31 protein-coding genes and 23 tRNA genes are annotated in these 23,041 nt (G+C 60.3%); 5 read left to right on the top strand and 49 right to left on the bottom strand.

Annotation, left to right across the window (positions count from 1 at the left end; translation table 11 throughout):
* The 44 genes from SALMUC_RS20945 to SALMUC_RS20750 form a co-directional block, all read right to left on the bottom strand.
* Positions 1–77: transfer RNA gene (locus SALMUC_RS20945), tRNA-Met, on the bottom strand.
* A 6-nt stretch (positions 78–83) separates the two neighbouring features.
* A tRNA-Tyr gene (locus SALMUC_RS20940) sits at positions 84–171 on the bottom strand.
* Between the two features lie 7 nt (positions 172–178).
* Positions 179–370 carry a hypothetical protein gene (locus SALMUC_RS20935; protein ID WP_020042888.1) on the bottom strand — a complete coding sequence of 64 codons (192 nt, stop codon included), beginning with the start codon at positions 368–370 and terminating at the stop codon, positions 179–181.
* A gap of 92 nt (positions 371–462) precedes the next feature.
* A complete protein-coding gene (locus tag SALMUC_RS20930) occupies positions 463–1,047 on the bottom strand; it encodes a hypothetical protein (protein WP_020042889.1) in 585 nt (194 codons plus the stop codon).
* A 73-nt stretch (positions 1,048–1,120) separates the two neighbouring features.
* A tRNA-Gln gene (locus SALMUC_RS30085) sits at positions 1,121–1,194 on the bottom strand.
* Between the two features lie 6 nt (positions 1,195–1,200).
* Positions 1,201–1,276, bottom strand: a tRNA-Thr gene (locus SALMUC_RS20925).
* Between the two features lie 343 nt (positions 1,277–1,619).
* Positions 1,620–1,904: a hypothetical protein gene (locus SALMUC_RS20915; protein WP_020042890.1), complete on the bottom strand. Its 285-nt coding sequence runs from the start codon at positions 1,902–1,904 to the stop codon at positions 1,620–1,622.
* 89 nt (positions 1,905–1,993) lie between these two features.
* Positions 1,994–2,083 (bottom strand) — tRNA-Leu (locus SALMUC_RS20910).
* A gap of 48 nt (positions 2,084–2,131) precedes the next feature.
* Positions 2,132–2,206: transfer RNA gene (locus SALMUC_RS20905), tRNA-Gly, on the bottom strand.
* 7 nt (positions 2,207–2,213) lie between these two features.
* Positions 2,214–2,289 (bottom strand) — tRNA-Trp (locus tag SALMUC_RS20900).
* 38 nt (positions 2,290–2,327) lie between these two features.
* Positions 2,328–2,403 (bottom strand) — tRNA-Trp (locus SALMUC_RS20895).
* Positions 2,404–2,475: 72 nt separating this feature from the next.
* Positions 2,476–2,694: a hypothetical protein gene (locus tag SALMUC_RS20890; RefSeq protein ID WP_020042891.1), complete on the bottom strand. Its 219-nt coding sequence runs from the start codon at positions 2,692–2,694 to the stop codon at positions 2,476–2,478.
* A gap of 248 nt (positions 2,695–2,942) precedes the next feature.
* A complete protein-coding gene (locus SALMUC_RS20885) occupies positions 2,943–3,380 on the bottom strand; it encodes a GatB/YqeY domain-containing protein (RefSeq protein WP_020042892.1) in 438 nt (145 codons plus the stop codon).
* Between the two features lie 71 nt (positions 3,381–3,451).
* Entirely contained in the window at positions 3,452–3,691 is a 240-nt protein-coding gene (locus SALMUC_RS20880) for a hypothetical protein (protein ID WP_020042893.1), read from the bottom strand.
* A gap of 26 nt (positions 3,692–3,717) precedes the next feature.
* Positions 3,718–3,793, bottom strand: a tRNA-Ala gene (locus SALMUC_RS20875).
* A gap of 7 nt (positions 3,794–3,800) precedes the next feature.
* A tRNA-Arg gene (locus SALMUC_RS20870) sits at positions 3,801–3,876 on the bottom strand.
* A 9-nt stretch (positions 3,877–3,885) separates the two neighbouring features.
* A tRNA-Met gene (locus SALMUC_RS20865) sits at positions 3,886–3,961 on the bottom strand.
* 85 nt (positions 3,962–4,046) lie between these two features.
* Positions 4,047–4,421 (bottom strand): hypothetical protein, encoded by a 375-nt coding sequence (locus SALMUC_RS20860; RefSeq protein WP_156883588.1) that lies wholly within the window; start codon positions 4,419–4,421, stop codon positions 4,047–4,049.
* Positions 4,422–4,665: 244 nt separating this feature from the next.
* Positions 4,666–5,097, bottom strand: coding sequence for a PIN domain-containing protein (locus SALMUC_RS20855; RefSeq protein ID WP_020042895.1), 432 nt, complete (start codon positions 5,095–5,097; stop codon positions 4,666–4,668).
* The gene (locus SALMUC_RS20850; RefSeq protein ID WP_020042896.1) at positions 5,094–5,396 is read right to left on the bottom strand and encodes a hypothetical protein; all 303 of its coding nucleotides are present in this window, start codon (positions 5,394–5,396) and stop codon (positions 5,094–5,096) included. The genes SALMUC_RS20855 and SALMUC_RS20850 overlap by 4 nt, the downstream gene beginning before the upstream one ends.
* Positions 5,397–5,513: 117 nt before the next feature.
* A tRNA-Phe gene (locus SALMUC_RS20845) sits at positions 5,514–5,588 on the bottom strand.
* 26 nt (positions 5,589–5,614) lie between these two features.
* A tRNA-Met gene (locus tag SALMUC_RS20840) sits at positions 5,615–5,692 on the bottom strand.
* Between the two features lie 19 nt (positions 5,693–5,711).
* A tRNA-Ile gene (locus SALMUC_RS20835) sits at positions 5,712–5,788 on the bottom strand.
* Positions 5,789–5,857: 69 nt separating this feature from the next.
* Positions 5,858–5,935 (bottom strand) — tRNA-Ile (locus SALMUC_RS20830).
* 62 nt (positions 5,936–5,997) lie between these two features.
* Positions 5,998–6,086 (bottom strand) — tRNA-Leu (locus SALMUC_RS20825).
* Between the two features lie 6 nt (positions 6,087–6,092).
* Complete coding sequence (locus SALMUC_RS30080; protein ID WP_021120759.1) at positions 6,093–6,359, bottom strand: hypothetical protein; 267 nt, start codon at positions 6,357–6,359, stop codon at positions 6,093–6,095.
* The gene (locus tag SALMUC_RS20820) at positions 6,317–6,580 is read right to left on the bottom strand and encodes a hypothetical protein (RefSeq protein WP_021120758.1); all 264 of its coding nucleotides are present in this window, start codon (positions 6,578–6,580) and stop codon (positions 6,317–6,319) included. Before SALMUC_RS20820 ends, SALMUC_RS30080 begins: the two co-directional genes overlap by 43 nt.
* Positions 6,581–6,602: 22 nt before the next feature.
* Positions 6,603–7,019, bottom strand: coding sequence for a hypothetical protein (locus SALMUC_RS20815; RefSeq protein ID WP_020042899.1), 417 nt, complete (start codon positions 7,017–7,019; stop codon positions 6,603–6,605).
* A 16-nt stretch (positions 7,020–7,035) separates the two neighbouring features.
* Positions 7,036–7,527, bottom strand: coding sequence for a hypothetical protein (locus SALMUC_RS20810; RefSeq protein WP_156883587.1), 492 nt, complete (start codon positions 7,525–7,527; stop codon positions 7,036–7,038).
* Positions 7,493–7,567, bottom strand: a tRNA-Gln gene (locus SALMUC_RS20805). The genes SALMUC_RS20810 and SALMUC_RS20805 overlap by 35 nt, the downstream gene beginning before the upstream one ends.
* Before the next feature lie 7 nt (positions 7,568–7,574).
* Positions 7,575–7,745, bottom strand: a complete 171-nt coding sequence (locus SALMUC_RS30075) for a hypothetical protein (RefSeq protein WP_020042901.1) — start codon at positions 7,743–7,745, stop codon at positions 7,575–7,577.
* Between the two features lie 14 nt (positions 7,746–7,759).
* Positions 7,760–7,835 (bottom strand) — tRNA-Thr (locus SALMUC_RS20800).
* A 173-nt stretch (positions 7,836–8,008) separates the two neighbouring features.
* Positions 8,009–8,437 (bottom strand): DUF262 domain-containing protein, encoded by a 429-nt coding sequence (locus SALMUC_RS20795; protein WP_198014640.1) that lies wholly within the window; start codon positions 8,435–8,437, stop codon positions 8,009–8,011.
* Positions 8,438–8,478: 41 nt separating this feature from the next.
* Entirely contained in the window at positions 8,479–9,768 is a 1,290-nt protein-coding gene (gene iscB / locus SALMUC_RS20790) for an RNA-guided endonuclease IscB (RefSeq protein WP_037372484.1), read from the bottom strand.
* Positions 9,769–10,315: 547 nt separating this feature from the next.
* Positions 10,316–10,399: transfer RNA gene (locus tag SALMUC_RS20785), tRNA-Cys, on the bottom strand.
* A gap of 14 nt (positions 10,400–10,413) precedes the next feature.
* Positions 10,414–10,551 (bottom strand) — tRNA-OTHER (locus SALMUC_RS30070).
* A gap of 6 nt (positions 10,552–10,557) precedes the next feature.
* A tRNA-Lys gene (locus SALMUC_RS20780) sits at positions 10,558–10,632 on the bottom strand.
* Positions 10,633–10,642: 10 nt separating this feature from the next.
* Entirely contained in the window at positions 10,643–11,218 is a 576-nt protein-coding gene (locus tag SALMUC_RS20775) for a hypothetical protein (protein WP_020042904.1), read from the bottom strand.
* A 26-nt stretch (positions 11,219–11,244) separates the two neighbouring features.
* A tRNA-Lys gene (locus SALMUC_RS20770) sits at positions 11,245–11,318 on the bottom strand.
* Between the two features lie 107 nt (positions 11,319–11,425).
* A tRNA-Asp gene (locus SALMUC_RS20765) sits at positions 11,426–11,500 on the bottom strand.
* 371 nt (positions 11,501–11,871) lie between these two features.
* Positions 11,872–12,039, bottom strand: a complete 168-nt coding sequence (locus SALMUC_RS30065) for a hypothetical protein (RefSeq protein ID WP_020042905.1) — start codon at positions 12,037–12,039, stop codon at positions 11,872–11,874.
* Positions 12,040–12,234: 195 nt separating this feature from the next.
* Complete coding sequence (locus SALMUC_RS20760; protein WP_020042906.1) at positions 12,235–13,521, bottom strand: hypothetical protein; 1,287 nt, start codon at positions 13,519–13,521, stop codon at positions 12,235–12,237.
* 48 nt (positions 13,522–13,569) lie between these two features.
* Complete coding sequence (locus tag SALMUC_RS20755) at positions 13,570–14,316, bottom strand: hypothetical protein (protein WP_020042907.1); 747 nt, start codon at positions 14,314–14,316, stop codon at positions 13,570–13,572.
* An 81-nt stretch (positions 14,317–14,397) separates the two neighbouring features.
* Complete coding sequence (locus SALMUC_RS20750) at positions 14,398–15,006, bottom strand: hypothetical protein (protein WP_021120755.1); 609 nt, start codon at positions 15,004–15,006, stop codon at positions 14,398–14,400.
* Positions 15,007–15,144: 138 nt separating this feature from the next.
* Here SALMUC_RS20750 and SALMUC_RS20745 point away from each other — a divergent pair, with 138 nt between their 5' ends.
* Both SALMUC_RS20745 and SALMUC_RS20740 read left to right on the top strand, forming a co-directional pair.
* Positions 15,145–15,909 (top strand): hypothetical protein, encoded by a 765-nt coding sequence (locus SALMUC_RS20745; protein WP_020042909.1) that lies wholly within the window; start codon positions 15,145–15,147, stop codon positions 15,907–15,909.
* A 102-nt stretch (positions 15,910–16,011) separates the two neighbouring features.
* A complete protein-coding gene (locus SALMUC_RS20740) occupies positions 16,012–16,545 on the top strand; it encodes a ribonuclease toxin HepT-like protein (RefSeq protein WP_020042910.1) in 534 nt (177 codons plus the stop codon).
* A 292-nt stretch (positions 16,546–16,837) separates the two neighbouring features.
* Here SALMUC_RS20740 and SALMUC_RS20735 read toward each other — a convergent pair whose 3' ends face one another.
* Positions 16,838–18,151, bottom strand: a complete 1,314-nt coding sequence (locus SALMUC_RS20735) for an RNA-guided endonuclease InsQ/TnpB family protein (protein ID WP_021120752.1) — start codon at positions 18,149–18,151, stop codon at positions 16,838–16,840.
* Between the two features lies 1 nt (position 18,152).
* Here SALMUC_RS20735 and tnpA point away from each other — a divergent pair, with 1 nt between their 5' ends.
* On the top strand, positions 18,153–18,569 hold the full coding sequence (tnpA, locus tag SALMUC_RS31895; RefSeq protein ID WP_084514039.1) for an IS200/IS605 family transposase: 417 nt from the start codon (positions 18,153–18,155) through the stop codon (positions 18,567–18,569).
* A gap of 102 nt (positions 18,570–18,671) precedes the next feature.
* Here tnpA and SALMUC_RS31730 read toward each other — a convergent pair whose 3' ends face one another.
* The 4 genes from SALMUC_RS31730 to SALMUC_RS20715 form a co-directional block, all read right to left on the bottom strand.
* A complete protein-coding gene (locus SALMUC_RS31730) occupies positions 18,672–19,280 on the bottom strand; it encodes a nucleotidyl transferase AbiEii/AbiGii toxin family protein (RefSeq protein ID WP_342663048.1) in 609 nt (202 codons plus the stop codon).
* A gap of 25 nt (positions 19,281–19,305) precedes the next feature.
* A complete protein-coding gene (locus SALMUC_RS31725; RefSeq protein WP_021120750.1) occupies positions 19,306–19,701 on the bottom strand; it encodes a nucleotidyl transferase AbiEii/AbiGii toxin family protein in 396 nt (131 codons plus the stop codon).
* Positions 19,694–20,299: a DUF6088 family protein gene (locus tag SALMUC_RS20720; protein ID WP_020041720.1), complete on the bottom strand. Its 606-nt coding sequence runs from the start codon at positions 20,297–20,299 to the stop codon at positions 19,694–19,696. The genes SALMUC_RS31725 and SALMUC_RS20720 overlap by 8 nt, the downstream gene beginning before the upstream one ends.
* A 97-nt stretch (positions 20,300–20,396) precedes the next feature.
* Entirely contained in the window at positions 20,397–20,885 is a 489-nt protein-coding gene (locus SALMUC_RS20715) for a GNAT family N-acetyltransferase (protein ID WP_020041721.1), read from the bottom strand.
* A 105-nt stretch (positions 20,886–20,990) separates the two neighbouring features.
* Between SALMUC_RS20715 and SALMUC_RS20710 the strand changes: the two genes are divergently transcribed.
* Both SALMUC_RS20710 and SALMUC_RS20705 read left to right on the top strand, forming a co-directional pair.
* Positions 20,991–22,394 carry a Wadjet anti-phage system protein JetA family protein gene (locus SALMUC_RS20710; protein ID WP_020041722.1) on the top strand — a complete coding sequence of 468 codons (1,404 nt, stop codon included), beginning with the start codon at positions 20,991–20,993 and terminating at the stop codon, positions 22,392–22,394.
* A complete protein-coding gene (locus SALMUC_RS20705) occupies positions 22,394–23,041 on the top strand; it encodes a DUF4194 domain-containing protein (RefSeq protein ID WP_020041723.1) in 648 nt (215 codons plus the stop codon). The genes SALMUC_RS20710 and SALMUC_RS20705 overlap by 1 nt, the downstream gene beginning before the upstream one ends.

Raw genomic sequence — 23,041 nt, 5'->3', positions numbered from 1 at the left:
TGGTGGCGACGGAAGGGTTCGAACCTTCGACCTCCGAGATATGAGCTCGGCGCTCTCACCAACTGAGCTACGTCGTCATTTCTTGGTGGGGAAGCCTGGATTCGAACCAGGGTGCCGGATACCCGGAACGGATTTACCGTCCGCCGCAATCGACCGCTCTGCCACCTCCCCATATCCTTCAAACGCACGAGACACTCAGAAGAACGGCCGCGTCGTCGCTCGTCTGAATGTCCCGAATGCTGCGCTTGAGCTGCATCCTGTCCGCCTGGCGCTGGGCCTTCTTCGTCTTGCCGTGGGCGCCGCCGGATTTCTGGCGCATGGCGGCGACATGGCCGTTCCGCGGCGCCAGCTTCGGTTTTCGTTTCGACATCTTTGTCTCCTTCGGTTGTCGATCCTGAAAATGAAAAGGCTGCCGGGCAGGGCGCGCGACAGCCTTCGAACTTCTGTGGTGACCAGCGCAGATCACATGGTTGGTCCTGCCGGGCCTCCGTCGGAATCCGGGAACGGACGAACATCGTAGCGCGGCTCGATGTCGAACGCCTCGGCGGCGCTGACCACCTTGATTTGCGCTGCATTCCGAATGGACAGAAGTTGCTGGATCGGACCGGACACTTGCTCCATCATGGCAACGATGGCGTCTCTCCCTTCACAGATGTCGCCGACCAGTTCCCTCATCTCGGGGCTCTCGTTTTCGTTCATCGCCATGCTTGTCGCAATCCGGCTGGCGTAGATGCATGCGTCGTCATAGTCATGAACGGCAGCACGCGCTTCCGCGGAGGCTGCGAAAATGTTCCCCTCATTGGATTGCTCCATGTAGTTGGCAAGATGATCCGCGCCGTCGCGAAGCTGCGCGGCCAGATCTTCCGCGTCATAGACCGCGTTCGGTCCCACATGTTCTTCCATGCTGAACACAACGCCTCGATCCTGTGGTGGATCTCCGACCTTGTCCAAAGTGCCAGACAGCACGATGGCCGCAGTTGTACCGATGCCGGCAACCATGATCGCCTTGGTCGTGTTCGCAAAAAACCTGCCAATGTTTGCCTTCATTTCAAACTCCCGTATCTCCCCCTGGCAAGTGCCGGCCCAGGTGGAAAGATTCAATCTGTTGGGAGACTGGCATTGGATGCCCGACTTGGATTCGAACCAAGGTTTCCGCGCCCAGAACGCGTATTCCTACCGCTAGAAGACCGGGCAAAATTCTGGAGCTGTCGGCCAGGATCGAACTGGCGGCCTGCCGCGTACGAAGCGGCTGCTCTACCGGTTGAGCTAAGACAGCGTGATGAGAACGGCCCGTTTCAGTGTCATTCACCGGGCCAGGGTCCGAGTATCGCAGCCGTTCGGAGGAGCCACCCCTCGACTACACGATCACACTGCAAACCTTACGGTTGGCTCGATTGCGACACACTACGCTCGGAGCCCACTCGCGCCGCAGCGCGAGAAAACTGGTGGAGCCAGGGAGGCTCGAACTCCCGACCTCCTGCATGCCATGCAGGCGCTCTCCCGACTGAGCTATAGCCGCGACGGGAAAGCGCGGTGGGAGACTTTCACCTCTCAGGGAACAGCGTCCGGACGCCATGCCCTGAAATCTGTTCGTCTTTTATTCAATGAGCGGCAAACAGTCAATCCTTCAAGGAGCTGACGTCTTTCTCCATGGGGCGCCAGAGATCGGGCTGATCCACGGGCAGATTGACGTCCGTGCCGTTCTCCAACCCCGTAGCCCATCCGGGCTCGCAGCCCCCGACGCGATCCCCGCCCATGCATACTGGGCGCTCGGACCAGACGACTGTCCCAGGCTCCGAAAGGTCGTGAGAATTGACGTCGATCTCGGTTCCGTCGCGTGGCGCATTCTGCCAATCGCTGCGCCAACCGAGTGCAACATCCGGATTCAACTCATCCTTCGGCATGACTTCCTTCTATCCATTATGATTTGTGGAGCCTTACGCTCCAGGCATCAAATCCGCAAGAATAAAATTGCGGGTTAGATGTCGAATTCTGGTGCCCAGGGCGGGACTCGAACCCGCACGACCGCAATGGTCACCAGCCCCTCAAGCCAGCGCGTCTACCGAAATTCCACCACCTGGGCATGTGTCCTGACGAGCGGCACGTGATCGACCTATCGAAAGGAGAAAACTGGAGCGGACAACGGGGATCGAACCCGTGACCTTCTGCTTGGCAAGCAGGAGCTCTACCGCTGAGCTATGTCCGCATCTTCCTGGCACGGGCGGAGGGACTCGAACCCCCGACCGGCGGATTTGGAATCCGCTGCTCTACCAACTGAGCTACACCCATTCAGGAAGGATTGGCGACGCTATCGCATCGCCGGAAATTGGCACGGGTGGTAGGAATCGAACCCACAACGGCCCGGGGTTGGAAGCCGGCGCTCTACCATTGAGCTACACCCATAAGAAGCGGGACCGGACCTGAAAAAATCAGGAAGCGCCCGGTCCCGCTGTCATCGCGCCCCACGGGCAGGCGTCATGCGTGCCGGTGGGCGTCGCGATACCTGGCAACCACCGCATAGGCGGCCGCCCGCATTCCCGCGGCGGAGGAGGCGGCATGGGTCTGCACCGTGTGCACCCAGCCCGCGATCCGCGCGGTCGTCGTTTTTCCATCTCGACGGATTTCAAAGGGCAGGGCGCCATCCAGGGTGCCCAGCGCGCTCGTCTCGTCGAGATGCCTGATCTTCAAGCTCATTTGCTACCTCGTTTTGTTCTTGCTTGTTTGGTGGCGAGGGATACACCGGCGGCAACTCACCTTTCCGAGGAAAGGCATCCTACCGCCGGTGTGTGGTGGCGAGGAGAGGGCTTCGAGCCTCCGTTTCAATCCACGCACTTCCCTCGAGTGCGATCTTTTGCGTATCCTAAGTGGGATAGTTTGTCAAAGATCCGCGGAAATCAGGTCAATGGTGAGGGAGCCGCCGGGGGCGGCTCGACCTCGTGTTCTCAGGCGGCCGCGAGGTACCGCTTGGCGATCTGGGATGCCAACTTGCCATCGTACTGACCACCATGCTCGGCCTTAAGCGCCTGCATGATTTGACCCATGTTGGCGCCCTCGGCTACCTTGGCCTGGACGAACGCCTCGAGCTCCGCCTCGGTCATCTGCTTGGGCAGGTAGACTTCGAGGGCAGCCCGTTCGGCGCGGGCGGTTGCCAAGGCCTCGGCGCTACCGTTCTTCTCGAGATGGATGATGGTCTCATCGATGCTCTTGATGAACTTCTGGACGACGGCCAGAACCTCGGCGTCGGTGAGGTCGCGTGCCGGCGACAGTGACTTCGTCTTCGTGTCGAGTTCACCCCGGAGCGTCGTCAGGACGCTGGAGCTCGGCGACTTGGATTTCCGGGCGGCAAGGCTGTCGGCCCGGATCGTGGACAGGAGACCCATTTTCTTTCCTTTCTCTTCCTGTGTGATCTGTCTCCAGGAAGATGGGGTCTCGAGGACCGCACCGGAAGCCCTCAGGGGGCGGGCGCCCCATCCAGCCTGGTCATGGACTTGAAGCACCAATCGCTCTTGTCGAGGGCAGCCTCGATGTCGGCTTCCTCGGTATCCCCCGGGAATTCGTAATAGGCGACAGGTCCCTCTGCGGCACCTGTTTCGATGGAGTGCGGGTCCGTTCCCAGCAGGGACAGGTCAGCGCCCTCCAGATCGACATGTTCTCCGTCGACCTCGTTGTCGTACTCGATTGTGTACTGCATTTCACCAGCGTCGATCCAAGCATGATTGGTGGAGCCTGTCGGGTTCGAACCGACGACCATCTGCTTGCAAAGCAGGCGCTCTCCCAGCTGAGCTAAGGCCCCGTATTTTTGGTGGACCGAGAAGGATTCGAACCCTCGACCTTCGCGTCCGCAACGCGATGCTCTCTCCACTGAGCTACCGATCCAATTCTATCTGGTTGCGGGAGCCGGACTCCAACCGACGACCTCCGAGTTATGAGCCCGGTGAGCTGTGCGCTGCTCCATCCCGCAGAAAATCGTGACCCGCTGTTTCGGCCGCGGGCCGGTGCCGTCGGCGGGACCAGATCCTGAAAATCGGTCGACCGCGTGTTAGCTGCTACTCGGCAGCAGCCTTCTCTCTGGCTGCCTCCATGAATGCGATGTCCTTCTCGAAGTGGACGTCAACGATAAGATCCGCCTTCAAGGAGATATCCGTCATCCGGTCTCGCAACTCCTCCTCGGAAGCAGAGGGGTCGACACAGGCAAGGCGACGTACCTCACGAAGAAGATTCTTCAGTCGAGCGGCATACGCCTGCGAGCGCTCGAGTTGGGAGTACGTGTAGAATTTGACCTCTTCCCTTCGCACACTTTCGAGGAATTTCTCGATCTCTTCGGGGTTGGCACCTGGTGCCAATGAGATACTGATCGATGTTGCTCCCCGTTTGCGTCGGTGGTCTTCCAGGACCTCCTCAAGGCTCTTCTCTGCTGGCATAGAAATCTCCATCTTTTACATTGTGTGTGGTCTTCCTCCGGGCTGCTTTTCAAGGCCCATTCTGGGCACATGTACGGTACGAACTGAACTGGTGGACGAGGGAGGGACCGAACCTCCGGCGCGCTGGGCTTCAACCAACCGCTCTATCCCTGATCTATCCGTCCAATGTGTGATGAAGTCCCGCTTGTCGATGAAGGCTGCCTTCCGGCTCCCTATACAGAAGACCGCAGGGATAGATGCCATGTCAATTAGCTTCGCGCAGTGGGTTGACGAACTGAATGTCTGCGAAATCTTTCGCGTTGTCCGTCACCACCACACAATTATTCGCACCTGCCACGGAAGCAATTATCATATCCAGCGCACTGCGCGGATGTCCGGCAGACTTACCCGTGGCCATGAGCTGTGCCCATATCACCGCCGCCTTGTCGTCAAAGGGCAGGATCCGGCTCGCAAACAGTTCCTGCGGTCCTTCCGGCCCGGAGAACCAAGCGTCGAGCGCAGCTCGTTTCTTGCCGCGTGGCTTTTCCAGAATGCCGCGCCGAATTTCGGCGATGGTCAGCGAGGCGATAAACAGGTCTTCGTCCTTCTGCGCCTCCATCCACTGCAACAACGATTCCGACGGCTTCGGTTTGACGATATTGCTAATGATGTTTGTATCGAGAAGGTAGCGCGTCAAAGGTCAATCCCGCGCCCTTCTTCGCGCGGGCGCGTGAGATCGAGTTCGGCCCCGACCAAGGGCGAGCGGCGCAGCGCGGCTAAAACTCCGCCGGGCTTTGGCGGTTCTCCCGCTACGACAGCCTTCACCGCAGCGCGCGCCTCATCGGCTTTCGCGCCGTCTTCTGCCAAGCAGCGCGCTAGTGACCGGATCAGTTCGCGGTCGGCTTCGAGCGCCATGACCTCGAAGCGCTTGAACCCGCGCTGCGTTAGACGCGCCCGGTAGTTTTTTATCGCTCTCTTTTGTGCGGTGGTAGCCATAGCCTTCCTCCGAAGATATCAGGATATATATACCGATTACGCCCTGCTTTCAATGATCTTGCCGGATGTCGAGCGGTGAGCGACCCGAGACATAGGTGACGAAACATACCGGACACCTGGTGGACGAGGGAGGAATCGAACCTCCGGCGCGCTGGGCTTCAACCAACCGCTCTACCCCTGAGCTACCCGTCCAATGTGTTTGTGCGATCCCGGAGTTTTGGTTGCGGGAGAAGGATTTGAACCTTCGACCTTCAGGTTATGAGCCTGACGAGCTACCGGACTGCTCCACCCCGCCACAGGCAGGATCGCACGTTCTGGTCGTGGTGGTAGGATTCGAACCTACGGCAACCGAGTTATCGGCTCGGTGCTCTACCGGACTGAGCTACACCACGATGTTCTATGATTAATTGACAACTTACTTGTCGGGCCGTGCTTTCCTCGAGAGGACGAGCCCGGCGATCTGGTGGTGCGAGGCTGGATTTGAACCAGCGACCCTCGGGTTATGAGCCCGATGCTCTACCTGACTGAGCTACCGCACCGAAATTCCGTGATTTTGCGATTTCGAATGGATGGCTTGCTCCTTCACTGGGGAAGGAAACCATGGTGCGGACGGAGGGACTCGAACCCTCACGCCCTTTCGGGCACGAGCACCTGAAGCTCGCGCGTCTACCTGCATTCCACCACATCCGCGTGTTTCTAAATCTTGGGAGCCGAGAACAGGCGATCCTGTTCGGCGAGTTTGTCGGCCCGTGTCATGAAGCCTGGCGGCATGCCGTCGGGATACATTTCGAAGAGCTGATCGAGACCGTCGGCCGCGCCGAGAATGACGCCGGAAATGATGGCCTCGTTGAGATGCTTTGACGTCAACTGCTCGCGCTGGCGTGCAAGAGGCTCTCCGAGATGTTCGACCTTTCCGAGAGTCAGGCGATAACCCCAATCCCGGTTCTGGCAATCGTACGGCATGCGCGGACTGTCGCTTCCTGGACCGCATCGATCTGTTCGCGGAGCGTCTTCAGGATCTCCACGTCCGAGAACGGCACGCTCTTTGCCATATCTCCAAAACTGAGATCGATGCGGTCTCCAGCCCAGTAGTAGCGATTGACCCGGAAGCGGACGGAGACCGTGTCCGCGCGCCGCGTGTTATGATCGACCGAGATGGTGGAATGCCAGCCGCGCTGGGCCATCTCGAGACGCTGCCCCAAGTGTTCACGGCGACACTTCGATGGTCGCCATCGCCTCGTCGAGGGCGGTCTGAACCTCTTCGAGCGGGTGATCGTCGGTGTTCGGTGCATCGTCTGGCATATCGTCGACAACATATTCCATCAGGACCGCAACGAGTTCGTCCGGGTGAACCGGCGCGATGTAGAGCTCCTCGCCGTTCTCGAACGACTTGAAGGCGACCTTGTCCTGGGCCTGCGGGCAGGCACCGAAGCATTCGCTCAGGACGCCGTCCAGGCTGTCGCGCTGGTTCGTGGTCATGGCGAACTCGACGGTGTCGTCCGCGGCGATCCCCATGACCATCCAATCGGCCGCGTCGTTGTAGCTGCAGCCCATCTGCTGTTCGAAAATCGGCGTGATCGTGAAATGGGTCACCCGGTCGAAGTCTGGAATCCGTTTCTGCATGATTGTCTCCTGTCTGTCAGGACGCAGGTGCCGCTTCGGGCGCAAGGCGCCAGTCGGTTTCGGGCCCTTCGAGCCAGCGGTTCAGAGCGGGCAAGAGATCCGCGAAGGGATCGGGGGCTGACTTCTTGCGGCCTGTCAGATCGTGGTCGTCCATGTCCTGCTCGATCCTGAACGCGACCTCTTCCATCGAGGTGGGCTCGATCACGTAGCCTTCATCCCCGTCAGCGGTGCGCAACGCCACCCGGTTCTCGACAGCCGGATAGGCGGCGATCTTCTCGGAAATCACGGCGTGCAGATCGTCCTTGGTTTCCGCCTTCGCTGCCGACAGGACCTGGCTCTCCCCGGTGACATAGACCGCCCAGAAGACCTGCTTCACCAGCGTCGTGAACTGGTCTTTCTTGTCGATGGGAGCAATGACAAGTCGATCCGGACGAATGTGAGAGACGTCGTGCAAGCCGTCCTGTTCCTTGTTTTGGCTGGGGTGGCAGGATTCGAACCTGCGGTGCACGGTACCAAAAACCGTTGCCTTACCACTTGGCTACACCCCAAAATTCCTTATTTTACGCCGCCACGAATGCGACTTGCCGCGGCCCAAAGCAGTTCCGGCCGGATATCTCCAACCCGCTGGTTCTCCACGACGTCAGCTTCGGCCCTCTTCGCTTCCTCTTCGAGAAAAGCGATGATTTCCTTGTCCGTGACGGGGTGCATTGCTCTGTTGATGGCCATTGTCTTCCTTAGTCTGGTGCCGCTGGCAGGGATCGAACCCGCGACCTCACCCATACCACGGGCGCGCTCTACCAACTGAGCTACGGCGGCAAAATTTTAGTGGCGCCCGGGGGGGGGGATGAACGGACCGAACTTGAAAGGAACCACCCCGGGCGCGACACCTCAGGAGGACACCTCCCGAATGGTGCGCAAAGACTTCCATAAGGATATAATGAACGCCGGTCAAGCATAGATTTGACATGAGCAAGGAAATCTTTGCCTGCCTATGCCCGCTGTTCTTCCGTGTGCGCGACCCCGCCGAAGTTCATGCGATTGTAGTAATCGCGCAAGTATTGCTCGTCCGATGACTGCGTGCAGTATGACGGGAACGCGGTCAGCTTGAAGAGCCGTTGGTCGACCTTGGTCACCTCGGACCACCTGTGACCGAAGACGGGGAAGGCATCTTCCAGGTATCGCTGGATTGCGTTGAGTCGCTGCTGCCCGTCGATCAGGAGCCCGTCGAGGGCGCCGCCGTCCAAGACCATGTTGTAGCTATAGGTCCCGACAGGAAGGCCCAGCCAAAGACTCTCGAGGAAGCGGATGTTCTGCTCTTCGGTCCAGACAAGCGGCCGTTGCCAGGTGGGTAACTTCAGACCCATGACCGTCCGGCACTTGTCCATCCCGGAAAAGCTGGGCTCGTTCTGATACATCATCAGCTGTCCGACGGCACGCATTTTCCGCAACGAACGCAACATCATTGATACGCGTAACCGTCGTTGCGATGGATCGCCACGAAATCACGAGGTGGGAACGAGCGGGGTTTCTGTCCCGCGGCGCGGAGTTCAAAACTGCCCCTGGTGCGCGGAGAGATGCGACCCTCTAGCCCGCGCGCCTTGGCGATGTCGCCGGAGCGCCAGCCGTGGATGGGCTTGAGCGGGCGGATCTGAGCGGCGCCCGCCTTGTTGCGGCGGGGCTGGCCGTGTTTGTCAAACACGCCCTTCTGTCGACCACCCTGACCCTTGGCAGAGATAAGCAACGGCTTGTCGGTGCGAAGGGTCAGGGCATCCACGTTGCCGACGGCCGCGGCATCGAGCCAATGAGCCTTGGCCCAGCCCATCCGCTTGCGGTTGTACTTGGTCCTTCCGCCTGTTCCCGCCGTGACAGGCAGCCCCGTCAGCTTCAGTGCGGTGAACAGGACCCAGCGTGTCGAGTTGACCGATGCCGCGTCTCTGAGAGGCCGTTTCGCCTGTTTCATGATGCGCGCCAGAAGGTCGGGCTTGCTCGACAAGAACGCCTCGACTGGCTTGTTGCCCTTGGCCTGGTTGCAGGGCTCGCAGGCGAGCGTCAGGTTGCTGACCCTGTTCGAGCCGCCGCGCGACCTGGGTTGGATATGTTCAACCTCGAGCGGGCGGCCCTCAGCTCCGCAATAGGCGCACTTGCGGCCCCATTTGGCGAGGAGATACTCCTTCACTTCGAAGCCTGCCAGATCGCCCTGCTGATACTCGACGCCGCTGATTTCAGGGTTCTGCATCTGCTGCAGATCGAATTTCACCAGTTCCATCGCGATGGACCCGACGGGCGCGTAGCGGCGAAACCTGTCCATCCAGGTCATGATCGTTTCGACGCGGTGCAGCAGGCTCGGTGCGAGCCAACCCTTCTTACGCTTTCGGTCAGCGTTATTGATCTGAGCCTTGGTCCTGTAACGTGGCTTGCGGTAGCGCAGCTTGTTCCGCCGTCCACGACGGCGCTCACGGCGCATCTGCAAGCGGTCCCTGATTTGGTGGCCACGATGGGTCAGCTCCCCGCCCCAGAGAACCTTGTCACCCTGCACCAGTGCCAGACCCGTGGTCTTGGAGCCAGGGTCGATTTTCACTTCAACCGGGGCGGGCTCCGCATCAGGCACCTTCCGCTTGAGGATGATCGTGAAGGGATAACGACGAAACACCGCCGCCTTCCCATCGCGCAGCAACTGTCGCGCTCGTGCTGGCGACGTCGGCGACAAGGGTCGCCGACCGTCATCCAGAACTAAAACATAGTTGGACATTTCTGTCCCTTTCTGGCCCTCAGGCCGTTACGTTTGCCTCGACAAAGTTACTGGCGCTTTCGTGTGCCCAACTCACTGGACCTTTCAGCCCCTCCCGCTCGCGCGAGAGACTTAAAGCTGAGCGAAAGAGGCAATGGCTGGCGTTCACCAGTGCATTTCATCACGCCACTAACGTAGATTGGATTTCTCCTTTCTTAGTCTGCACCTCACCCGGCGCTCAGAACGCAATGTTGCGTTCGTTGCGCGTTAGGGTGAGGGGCGTGTTATGACTGTCTCCGAGTTTGACCTGCTCGGGCATCTTTCGATCTGCCATGACGCGATCCTTTCTTTGGGGCATCATGCCGAAAGAATAGTTGGATGGCAAGAATAGAATGGAATTGGCGCCCCGTTAGCCGCACCGGCTTGGACTCCAGCGCGTCTGACCCGCAGGGTGGGTCGGTGTTCCTGCGATTTCTATGCCGCCACGAGGCGAGGGCGGTGATGCGCGAGGCAATTTTTTCGACCTTTGCTCTTACCATCGGGACGGTCAGGCGAGGCCGCGCATGTCTGGAGGTGTAGGGCGGAGTTGAACCGCCTCCCTTTCGGGGCCTGGGATTTGCAATCCCGCACGTTACCGTTCCGTCACTACACCGTTTTCGTTTGTCTTGGAGCGTGCGGTTGGATTTGCACCAACGCCGTCCCCGATGATCAGCCGGAGATGGTCTGCGGGGCCCGGAGATCAGACCGGGTCCGTTTACCAGTCGCAGGTTTCACCCTGCCGCTCTTCTGCTGAGCTACGCACGCATATCTTGGAGAACCGGGTGGGGGTCGAACCCACGACCTTCGGGTTAAGGGCCCGCTGCTCTACCTCTGAGCTACCGGTACAAAATTATGATCAGGTCACGCCGGGCCGGCCGACAAGAAGAGGGCCCGCGTCCAGAAGCTCGACGCCAGGATCCTCAGCTTCGAGTTCGGCAAGCCGGTCGCCCGTGTTGTCTGGGACCTCCCTTGTGCGATGGAAGGCCGCCGCGGCGGCCGTGACGACTTCGGCTGCGGCTCCGCCTTCGGCGAGGGCAGCTTCCAGCATCTCGTCGTTCGCGTCCGGCATCGTCAGGCTCTCCGTCTCCAGGAAGAGCTCCCGGGCGCGCCCTTCCGGATGGTCCCTGGACGCCATCGGCTCCCGAATGGAGCGTTGTCCGAGGCTGAAGAAGGAGTCGAGAACGGCGCGTGCCTGATTATGCGTCATCTCGAGAGCAACGGTTGCCCTGAGGGCCGCGGAAAAGGTCGACAGATCGCGGCGTGTGTGCACCGATACCTCGGCGTCCTTGAGCTCGTCGGCCCGGCCGGCCAGGTCGCTGATCTGCGGCGACAGCCATTGCATCATGAGGCGGGACCGCATCTCGTCGGGAACCTGCATCATCACGAAGCTGCGGCCGGCACCCCCCAGGTTCAGGTCATCCAACGTCTGCATGTCCAACTCCTTTCTGCTCGACGTACTGGAGGACCCGGTGAGAATCGAACTCACGTCAACCGATTAAAAGTCGGTTGCTAAACCACTCAGCTACGGGTCCATATGAGAATATGAAAGTTGCTCTCGAAAACGGAAACACATTTCCGCTCTCGGCAGCATCTTTATTTCGAGCATAATTCACCTGTGGACCACTGATCATTTGCAAGTTGGCGACCTCAACGGGACTCGAACCCGTGTTGCCCGAGAGACAGTCGGGAGTAATTACCGCTATACGATGAGGCCCCGTGACATTTGCGGGAGAGGCCGGATTGCCTCTCCCGAAAGTCGCATTGCTGGAGCGACCGGGGGTGGTAAGTCCCCGGTCTCCAGCCATCGGTATCCACGCTCATGGAGCGCTACGTTCCCTCCGGACCACAACCCAATCTCCAGCATCCGCAGTATATGGCGGACCACGGGGATTTTGCCCCGCGTACCGGTTGTGGCACACCCGAACCCCGGGTGACTGACCATACGCTTCGAAAGCCGCCGGTGGCGCTCTCAGGACCTATGTGTCCCAGATCAGCTACGCTCGGTAACTGACTGATTAGAAACGAAGAAGCCCCTCGCTGGGGACCAGGAGGGGCTTCTTTCGAAGTCTAGCGATGTGCGCGTTTCTACGACATCACTTCCCCTCCTGGAGTCTGAATCTCATAGGCAAAGCCGCGCTTCTGCCACGCACGGTCCAAGCCAAGGACGACGTCCAGTTTCCGCACGCAATCGAGCATGCAGGCACGGATGGCGTCGGCCATCTGAGCAAGCTTATGTTCGATACGGCGGGTCATTGAACGTGTGTCTCCAGTCGGTGTGTGTCTGTGTTGAGAGGGAACATAGAAGGCCAATTCCCATATTGCAAGCATAGATTCCAATTTTTTCGGAGTTTTTTCTTACGCCCTTATTTTGAAGGCTACTATTCTCGCATTTCCTCAGGAAAATCTCGCCTGGGGATCTCTTTCAGCCCGAGGCCCGTTGTTTTCTTCTCAAGGTGTGCCCGGCTGCGGTGTCGGGAAGATGTGGCTTCTTTGCGGTTCCCAGATGTCCTCCGGGTCGTCCTCGTTCATGCCCTTGAAGACGACATGCGCGTAGTTTTCAGGATCCGGCCAGTCCGGGTGAGGCTCCACACCAGGCAACGCGTCGCAGGTCACCTCGATGATCTCGAGGTCCTCGGGGTCTGTCGTGCCATCCCAGCCGCCACGCGCGATGTACTCCTCAGCCGCGGCAAGGTCATCGAAGAGATAGACACCGAAGCCCACATCCCCATGTCCGCCTTCGAAGCCTTCGATCAGGATCGACTGAAGGTCGGCTTCGTGGGTGACGTGGTAATAGGTGTGCCACGGCTCCGCCTCGGCAGTGTAGTCGGATCCGACGACCCGACGCTTGGGCTTCCAGTGGATCCCGTTCGCCTCCTCGCCCTGGCCGAAGACCTTCAGGACACGCTCTCCGCCGGCGGGATCGTTGAGCGGAACCTGACGCTCGGCCCTCGGAATCTCTTCGTGGCAGTCGACGACAACGATCTGGAAATCCTCGGGCGAGAGGTGGCCGCCTTCTCCGCCGCGCCGCTGCACGCAGAGAGCTGCCTCCAGTGTCGAATAGAAGGCCTGGCCGTACCGTCCATCCACGAGTTCGCTCTGGAACCCATCGCGCATGACGTCCTCCACCCAGCTGTTCACCACCGGTGCAAAGTATGTCCGCTGTGACGGTGACGTGACGGCATGCTGCCGCGTGAGGGTATCGAGCGCCTCACGCACATCATGGCCGGCATCCGAGGCTTCCTTCAGAAGGCGCCTGGCCTGCCGCATCGCGCCGGCGGAGGAATTTTCAGGATCTTTGCGCGCCCGCTCGATCTGCTCCTCGATCAGCTCACTGGTTGGTACGAGATCGTCCGGCTGCGCACCGATGGAGGCGGCCATTGTTCTCGCGTCCTTGACCTCGATCCGGAAATCCAGGTCCGGAGTGCTGATCACCACCAGGCCGAACCCGTTCTCCAGAGTCTCCCGGCGGACATCTGCCAGCATGTCACTATCCAGGTGCATGCCGGCAGCGGCGTCAGGTGAATCCGCAACGATGAGTTCGAGACGGCCAACATCCGCCAGGCCTTGCTCACGCAGCGCAGCCACGTTCTGCGAGGTGACCATGACGACGTCCTCGAAGGTGTCATCGAAGGAGAAGCTCAGCCGGTCGACAGGCCTGGTGTCGAAAGGAAAGCCGCCTCCGTCGTCCGCGGTGTACTGCAATGGGACGAGGAATGTCGGGTGCTCAGAGGCCATAAGTGTCTCCGTCGGGGTGTGGACTTGTGAAGTGACGAGGCTCAGAACTCAGGGCCCGGCCGGGCCCTCCGGTTCATTCTTGTCGCAAATGACCGGCTCGAGACGTTCGAGAACGTATCCTTCAATGTCGTCCATCATTGTCGCGTTCTCGTACTTCTGGGAACAGCGAGACAGGATCGAATGTGCTTCGGCATCGTTCTCGAAGGCGATGTCGCAGGCTTCCCGAAGTGTCCCGATGTCGCAGGATGCAAATCCCACGAAAGCCCCCGGGACCGTCTCCAGGTCAACCTGCAACTGCTGAACCGCGGCCGGGCCCATGTGGCGCGCCATGGTTGCAACCTCGCGCGCCCAGCCGCGGGTTGCCTGTTCCATGGCGATCTCGTCGAGATCCTGCATGGTGAGCATTTGGCCGCGGTCGAGTGTCCAGCTGCCGAAAACCCTGTCTTCGGCCATGCCGGCCGTGCGCTCCTGGCGACGGCGATCTTCGAGACGGATTTCAAAGGAGGCGTTCCGGGTCTTCAGTACGGCACCATTCCCGTTCCGCAGCTTCGCCGACTGCGCATCGCCACCGAAGGCGGCCCGCGCGGCTTCGGCCTCCTCGACGGTGCTCATAAGCCAGATGTCGATCCCGCCCAGGTCCCCGAGGCCGTCGTCCATCTGGCGAACGATAGTATCGGAGGTCACGGGCTCGAAGCCATCGGCAGTCGCGTGCTCGTCTACGGTCACGATGGGGCCTCCCAACTCCTTCGAAAGGTAGTACAGCGGTACGACGGTGTTGATCTCGGGTGCGGGCATGAATGAGTCCTCTTGTGCATTGAATTGGTCGGGACCCGGTAAAACAGGATCCCGCTATCTCTCGACCAGGGGCCGGATCGATCACATGCCCGGGGCCGCGACCTGCGCGAACCTGAGCTCATCCTCGAGCATCGCGTCATCGGTCGCTTCCCGAAGCTCATGGATCGCTTCCATGCCGACGGATTCCGCCATTTTGGCAAGGCGCTTTCCAAAGCGGTGCACCTGGAGTTCGATCTCCTCGTCCGGCATGGACCGCTCTTCGTACTGTTTCTTCGACAGGTTCCAGCTACCGAAGACCCGATCTTCGACGGCTCCGATTTCGATGGCCGGCTTGCGATGATCGATCAGCTCGATGCCTGGCTCCTTTGCGGGCTCGCAGGTGAGAACCAGTCCGAAGCCATAGGCGTTCTGGTATGCGGCCGCCTGCTTGTTCGGGGACTCCCGCATGCCGAGGCCGACCGCCCGGGCCTCCTCGACCGTGTCCATGAGCAGGACCTCGATCTTCCCCAGGTGCTGCAGTCCGTTCTTCGAAAGCTCGGCGAGGTTTTCCGCCGTGATCGGCATGGCATCACGGGGGCTGGTATCCTGGTCGAGGGTGACCGATCCGATGTCGGGCACCTGGCCACCACCGGACGCACCCGGAACGTAGAACATCGAGATGATCATTTGAGGGGCAATGTTCTTGGGCATGTTTCTCTCCTTGTTTCCCGGCTACATGCGGCCCGGCCCGCAACAAAGAACAGCCGTCGAGTCCGATTTTGACTATTTGATTAAATCACGGGAAAGTGCTCGCGTCTATCCTGCGGCGGAAACAATATGGATAGAATAATGGAACGCCACATCATCACGGCCGGCTACGGCCGGGCAGGGACCACGCTGTTCTACAACATGCTCCGCCACACCCTGAAAGGCGGCTTCGAGCTTCCCGAAAAGGAGGTCCCCGCCATGCAGTGGATCGACAAGCCGGGCAACTTCTGCACCAAGCGCCCCTTCGACATCTTCGAGATCCCCAATATCCTGCAGAAGAATGCCGGCCGGAAGCGTGTCGACCTGATCATCTCCCTCAGGGACCCGCGGGACATGCTGGTCAGCTTCCACAAGTCGGTGCCGGACGACTACTTCGTGTCAGCCGACTACTGCTACTTCTCCCCGAAGGGCAGGACGCCAACCAAGACCGCGCCCGGGATCATCCCGACCCAGGATGCCATTGCCAAGATCGCGACATCCGGGCTCTTCCCGAACGGGGTCTTCCTGTTGAAGTACGAAGACCTTGTGGCCAACCCGGAAAACATCAAGGAGAAGCTTTCCGCAGGGCTCGATCTCGAGTTCGAAGGCAACTTCTCGGACTTCCACACCCAGGCCATCCCCGAAGACCTGAGCCGCGCCCTGAACGGTGTCCGGCCGGTGCAGAAGGAAGAGATCCCCAAGTGGAAGAAGCCCGAGCACCGGGAGCGCATCATCGAGCAGTTCACCAGTTTCCCCGAACTGCACGACATCCTGATCGCGCTGAACTACGAAAAGGATGAAAGCTGGTTCGAGGAGTTCAAGGCCCGGGAAGTCCAGCAAGAGCAACCGGAAGCGCGTTCATCTTGAACTGGGTCCCGCAAAAACTGTATGCTTTTCGGAAACCGTGAATGATGCCGGCGCCACTCCCCGAACAACAGTAGGGGTGCGGCGTCGGAGATTTGGATAAGCATGCGAATTGCCAGTGAGAGCGCCCTCTTCCTCAGCGTCAATCAGCACCTCAAGAACATCGACACCGACCTGCTCAAGGCAAGTCGAGCTCTTGAACGCTACCGGCAGTCTCCTGATGACCAGCCACTCCGGAACATGCTCGTTGAGGGAAGCATGGCCCGGAGCGTTCACAACGCATATGGTGGGTTCGAGAAGATCTTCGAGGAAGTCGCCGAGAGAATTGACGGCGGGAAACCTACCGGAGACCAATCAGACGCCAAGCTGCTTATGCAGATGAGAGCTGAGACGTCTCGCCGGCCAGCGCTGATCACAGACGAGACGTCAGCTCTTTTTGAGGACCTACGACAGTTCCGGAACAAATTCAGATCTTCTTATGGTGCGGATCTGCGCCACGAAGCCGTCATCGAGAAACTCGAGTCCGTACAGGCATGGCTCTTTCCAAGATTCTTGAAGGCCCTGCAGGATCTCGCCGAGAAACTCGAACACGGCCCGGACGCGACGCAGGAAGGTCGTCCTGCCTGTACGCCGCGGTGACGCCAGATGCCGGCCGGACAGGCCACCGGAGATCGGATCGGGGACAGATGCGGAACTCGCCGCCCGACACGATTTCAGGAAGTCTCTCGACTCTGGAGCCGTGCCGTAAGCGGCTGTTCAAGAACTTCGCTGCGGACATCCAGTGCGACCTGAAGGTCAAGCGGAGCGATGTCGGGAAAGCGGTCGCGGCCCTTGCCAAGGAAGGCAGCTTCGCCGCGACCCGGAAGGATCGCAACCCGCATCCCCGGCAAGGACGATTACATCGTTAGGATATGAACTACTCCACCCAAGCCTACGGCTCTGGGTGAGAGTTTCCTGGAGAATCCAGAGGCCTGCACCCGACCCACGGGATTGACTGTCCCGATTTTGCTAGCATCCAACGCAGCTGCGTGGCTCCGGACGCGTGATCGCGACCGATGACACGCCCGTCCGGGAGCCGGTGTTTCCGGTCGCCCAGCCCCTTTTTCTCACAGGTCCATGCAACGGGACATCGTTGCGATGGTTTTACCTGGCGCGTTGGTATCTCGATGTAATCCGCACCAGTCTCTTCCACTTTGTAACGGATCATTTTCAGAAGATCGGCAGGCGCGGTATCCAGCGCCTCCCGATTGTTTCCCGCCTTCTGCCTGACGTTCTTGCCAGGATTTTCGACGGATCCCTTTGCTGACCGCGTCATGTTCTGGACGGTCAGTTTCTCTGTGCCGAAGCGTTTGCAGCGCTTCGCAATGTAGGCGCTGGTCTTGTGGCTACGGTCCTTGCGTCGATTGGACAATCGACGATGGGCCCGGGCCAGCTCGCGCCGTTTCCGGCGGTGGCGTTTACTCGGCTTCTTCCACTGTTTCTTCTCCTCTTTCGGCAAGGCGTTGTATTCATCGAGGATCGCCTGGGACAGTTCCCGGTTCTTCTCGATGATCTTGTCTTTTTCGCTTTGCCAGAACCGCTCGTTGGCCAGTTCCTCGTACTCGTCGTCCTCGATCCCCCAGACCAGCGTGGCATAGGTTTCCTGCCCCCAGTCCATGGTCATTGCGTCGTGGGCGTCCTGATCATGGTCTCGACGAGGTTGACATTCGATCACGACGGACGCGTACCACCCGTCGATTTTCTTGGTGATGGTACAGGTTTTGGGCGCTCCCTGGGTTCGCGCCTTTCCCCTGATCTGCATCGTCCCGATGCCGCTCAGACGAAGGCGTCCGTGCTTCCAGTCCGCGCCTGGGAAGACCCTCCATCCGTCCCCATGCGCCTTGTAGGTCCACCCCTTGAAGCGTCGGCCAGCCTTGAACCTGGGAAATCCCGGCGCCTCACGTCCCTCCTTCACCCGCCGAAAGAAATGTTGAAACGCTTCGTCCAGTCTTTTGAGCGTTCCCTGCAATGCCTGGGCGTTGATGGCGCCGTACCCTAGGGGGTCCTGCTGGCGGATCTGCGTCAGTGACTTTTCCTGGTCGGCCTTCTTGACCGAGATTCCGCGTCTGCGGTAAGCGGTGATCCGCTCCTCGAGCGCGGCGTTATAGAGATCGCAGTGCATCCGGCGGGTGTTTTCAAGCAGCTCTTCCTGCTGCTTGTTAGGATAAACCTTGTATGTGACTCTCCGACGCGCCATTGTTCCCATTATGTTCTCGGATCAGTCTTTTGTCAAGCTACGTCACAGCATCTATTCGCTCAACTCCCACCTTGTCCTAGTCACGAAGTACCGGCGGCCGGCGATCAATTCAGACATACTCGCGAGGCTCGAACAGATATCTTCCAGAAGAGCGACGAACTGGGGTGGATCGTTGCGCGAGTTCAACGGTGAGGCGGATCACATTCATTTGCTTCTATCCCTTCCTCCAACGCTTGACCTGTCGAAGTTTGTCAACTGCCTGAAGACGACATCCTCCCGGATCATACGGCGAGAGTTCCCTGAGCATCTCTCCAGATTCTATTGGAAGCCTGTCTTCTGGTCCCGGTCATGTTGCATAGTTAGCTGCGGAGGAGCCCCGCTTTCCGTGGTCAAACAGTATGTTCAAAACCAAGACAATCCGGAATAAGCTCTCAATAACCGCCTTCACCTCCACCCAAGCGCTGCGCGCTCTGGATGGAGCACTGGCGGCGGTCTTGGTAGAGCTTCGGCTCACGTCACGCGGCGATGGCTACGTGCCTGGTCCCGTCGTCAGGTCTCGGCATCGCTGCTGCAGGTCGGCGCAGGTGCGCATGAGCTCTTCGAAGGGCTCGGGCGCATCCATGAGAAGGCCGTCACCCACCATTGCGTCATAATCCTTGGCAAGAGCATATCGGGCATCCCCTTCTGGAACCAGTGTCAAGTTGCCCGATACAGCCGCAGCATAGTCGATTAGTTGGTCTTCTCGATCCTTCTCACGGAAGAACATCGCCTTGTGGGCGGCTACCGCGGCTCCGAGAGCTCGATCTTTCATGGCCTTGTCGGCATATCCGGCGCCGGCAAGCTGCGTGAGGTCGTACCAGTGACGTGCAAAACGGTCTCCACGGAGCCTGCCCTGCAAGCAATAAACGTGTGCCGCAGTAGCCTTTTCCCAGAAAGTTCGCTGCGCCGTCATGACCCGCGGAGAGGCTGTAGGGAAGATGACTCCGTCTACGTGCGGGGCTGCGTCACAAGCTAATGGGAGAGTTTCGTTCGGCTCGCCTGTCGCGCGGGCACCGAACTCGAGTTTGACCTCGGGCCGCACGTAGTCCGATGTTGGTCCTCGGGCTGCGTATTGGACATGGATCTCGTCTTCGGTCACCCGTATATCCCCATCGGGCTCGACTTTACGCATGGCGTCCTCGAGCAAGTGGGGCCGCGCACTCGGCGACCCATGCGGGAAGACGCTCACGGACCTCCTTTGTCCACTTGCCCCCTTGGCTACGCGAGCGCGGCAGGGCATCCGGCGCGTCACCGACGAGATCTCCTGCCAGCTCCCGGATGTCGTAGGTCAGATCGACATCCTCGGAGAAACGACGGATCACCCCGTAGGCTTTAGAAAGCGAGGTTCCACCCTTGAAGACCAGGGGCGTTCCGATCTCGGACTGGAATAAGGTTTTGAGACACCAGACGACCCAAATATCCTTCTCCAGAAGGTGCGACGGCCTGCCGGAGTTGGTGGCAGCCAACTCCAGAACTTCTCGCCTATCTTCGTAGTCTAGGTCGAAGTAGCTCTCAGGCATGCGCCATCCGGCTCACGGTGCCGGCGAGCCAGCCGGGCATGCGGCCGGCCACGCGCGCCAACTCGTGTCGCTCTTCGGCATTCAACTTACCCCTGAGACGCGTCGCAACGGCATCTGCCTGATCCGGGCCGACCCAGGCGAGCGCGCGGATGATCTGACCCGCCTTCGCGTTGCCAAGAGCCAGCTGCCACTTCGGGGCGTGACGCAGTTCGATTACTTGTTTGCCAAGCGTGATGCGCCGCGCGCGGCCGGATGTCAGGTAGACTAGCCGTGTTGGCACCTGCGTGGTGAACCCCAGCATATTTGCGGCCATGGCCCCGTTTTCCGCGAAGCGTTCGCCGCGCTGTTCGGCAAGCGCTGCCAACGTTTTTTCCACCGAAGGCGCACGTTTACCGAAACGGCTTTCGACAGGAAGAACATAGACGCCGCGACTGGCGCGTAGCAGGGCGCCGCGCTTGGCCAGGCGCGACAGCGTCTGGTCGACCGCCGCACGGTTGGCCAGATGCAGCAAACCTTTGGCTGTCACAGGTGCGCCTTCGGGTAGGGCCCGTGCATGCGCAAGTACCTTCTCGGTAAGGCGTTCCAGCTGCGTCGTCATGGTTTCGCTCCTTTGTGTCAGTAGTATAGTGCTACTTCTGACAAGCTTCAAGCATTACGACGACTGCGACACACTTCGATAGCTGTCGAGCCGGCTTTCATGGCCCGCCGGGCGCGACGCTCTCGTCCGGGTCGGCACTGTCATCCACAACCACCAGATCTTCCGGGATCCGCTTGAGCCCGCCGGGGAACCGGCGCTGTGCGTCCCGGATCGCGTTTGCCAGGTAAAGCCGGCCGTCCTCCTCGAGCGTGCTGAGCTCGAGCGTCTTGCCGGCGTCATGCGCCTGCTCGACAGCCTGCATGAAGAGCTTGCGGCCCAGCCCCTGTCCGCGGTGGTCCGCATCAACGGTCACGTAGGGCAGCCAGTACAGGCCCTCGTCGTAGGGACTCTGCTGCAGAGCGGCGATCCCCACGACGAGATCGTCCGGCGCGACGGCAATGAAATGCAGGTGGTCGTCGATGTAGTTCGAGACGAAGTACTTGAGCCGATCCTGGATGTCCGCGTTCGTCTGCTGGAAGGCGTAACGGTCTCCGAACGCGACGCCGTCCCAGCGCTCGAAGCGGTAACTTGTTTCAAGATCGTCCATGAGCCCTCCAATAAGCAGAATTCTGCACGCCGGGACGCCTGAGACAAGGCCAGGCCCTGCCGTGAGCGTTTACAAGATATGGTATCCGCCGTATCTTTAACACCAATGACAAACACGACGAGCAGTGGCATCGAGCATATCTTCGGCGATCTGCACCCGGACGCGTTCAAGCTGTTCTCGGGGCCGCAGCGGCATTTCTACGCGCGCCTGCTCGAACACCTTTCCGAGGAGCTCTTCGAGGACGCCGGTCTCTCGCCACGCGGAGAGGTGATCGCCGCCATAAAGGAGTTCTGCCGCCAGCATGCGGACCTCGACCCGGAGGCCAAGACGGATCTCGGGGTGCGGGCGAACGCGACCTATGCCCGCCTGCTGGAAACCGGATGGCTGCTGGAACAGAGAACCGGCTTCCAGCGCTTCACCGATATCGATGCCACGGCCCGCCTGCTGCTGGATTTCCTGCTCGACGTGAAGTTCGGCCGGCTGCGCTCCTACGGCGGGGAAGTCATCAATGTCCTGGCGCTCGTCGAGAGCGTCGAGCGAGATCCCCAGGCCAGGTCGGAAGCCCTGCGCGGAGCGGCCAAGGCATCGCGCGGCTTTCTCAACCACCTGCGCGGGCTCAGCGCCAGCATGCGCAAGGCCGAAGAGCTGATCGCCACCCGGGCCTCCTTCGCCGACCTCTTCGAGAGCTTCTTCACCGATTACGTCCAGCGTCACCTGATTTCGGACTACAAGCTCCTGCACACCCGTGCGAACCCCTTCCGGTTCCGGGTGCGCATCCTCAGTCTGAGCCGGCGGATGCTGGAGGACGATTTCAGGATCCGCGAGATCGCGGAGGCGTACGTTCGAGAAGGGAAGGCCGCGGACGCCGCAGCGGGACGCAAGGCCGTCATCGAGGATCTGCGCACCGTCATCCGGGTGTTCAGCGGAATCGACGACTACCTGGAGGTCATCGAGGAGACGAACCGGCGGGTCGAAACCAAGATCCGGAACACCATCCGGTTCCTGGACACGATGACCGAGACGAACACCGAGGTTCTCGAAGACGTGCTCCGCAAGGTCGGGGCCACTGCGGACGATGTCACCATGCCCTCGGACGAGGCGTCCGGCACCCGGCTCCCGGAAGGCAGCGCGCATCTCTTCGCGGCAAGTGCGAAGCGGCCGGAGATCAAGCCGACCCCGATCCAACGGCCCCGGAAATCCGACGCCCAGCGCGCGCACGAGGCCGCGATCCTCGCCTACCAAGAGCGCAGCCGGGTGCAGCCCGACCGCATCGATGCCTACCTGCGCGCCCACGTCGAGGGGCAGGGCGCCGTTGAAGGCCGAGAGCTTCCGATCTCCTCGCTCGATGACTTCTTTGTTTTCGAGCGCCTGAGATCTCTCGACTACCTCGGAGGGCGTCTGTCCGACGACTGGGAGATTTCCGATTGTCCCGGCACGGTCGAGAACGACTGGATCGTCTGCCGCAATTTCCTCATCCGCCCGCGCGGCCAGCAGCAAAAGGTGCACTGATGGAGCTTCGAGAGTTCGCGCAGGTGCTCGACAAGTCGGACGACCCCGAGGCGCTGGGCGAGGCGATCCGCATTGCGATCCAGGCGCTCTTCTTCCACCAGGTGATCTACGATGACACCCACTCGGTGCCATCGGCCGCCGTCCAGGCCATCAAGGAGCACCGCGGCTTTTTCGAGAAGTACTTCGCCGTGGCCGGCTACGACCTCGAGATGGACGCGCGAACCCAGATGATCGCGCTCAAACCGCAGGAGCGGGACAAGCCGCCCTACGCATGGCGTCTCATGCGGCTGAAAAAGGACGAGACCCTGATCCGGATCGCTCTTCGGTACCTGTTCGAACAAGGCTTCGTGGACGGCAAGATGGATGGCACCGGGCGGGTGGAGACCGACACGGTCGAGATCTCGGAGACCTACCAGCGGATCGCGAAGTCAGCGCCGCCGGGGGAAAACCACCTCGTCGACACGCTGCTGCGTGATCTCACACGAAAGGGTGTCCTGAGGATCGGCGACAAAGACCGCGAGACGCGCGTGACCCGCATGACGATCCTGCCGGGCATCCGCGTGCTTGTTTCCGACGGCTACATCGAGCGCCTGCGCGACTGGCTCGAGAGTGAGCAGGCCACGCCGTTCCTGGAAAAGGCGAGCTGA

The sequence above is a fragment of the Salipiger mucosus DSM 16094 genome, assembly GCF_000442255.1.
Taxonomy (GTDB): Bacteria; Pseudomonadota; Alphaproteobacteria; order Rhodobacterales; family Rhodobacteraceae; genus Salipiger; species Salipiger mucosus.
This window is presented reverse-complemented; position numbering and strand designations above follow the sequence as displayed.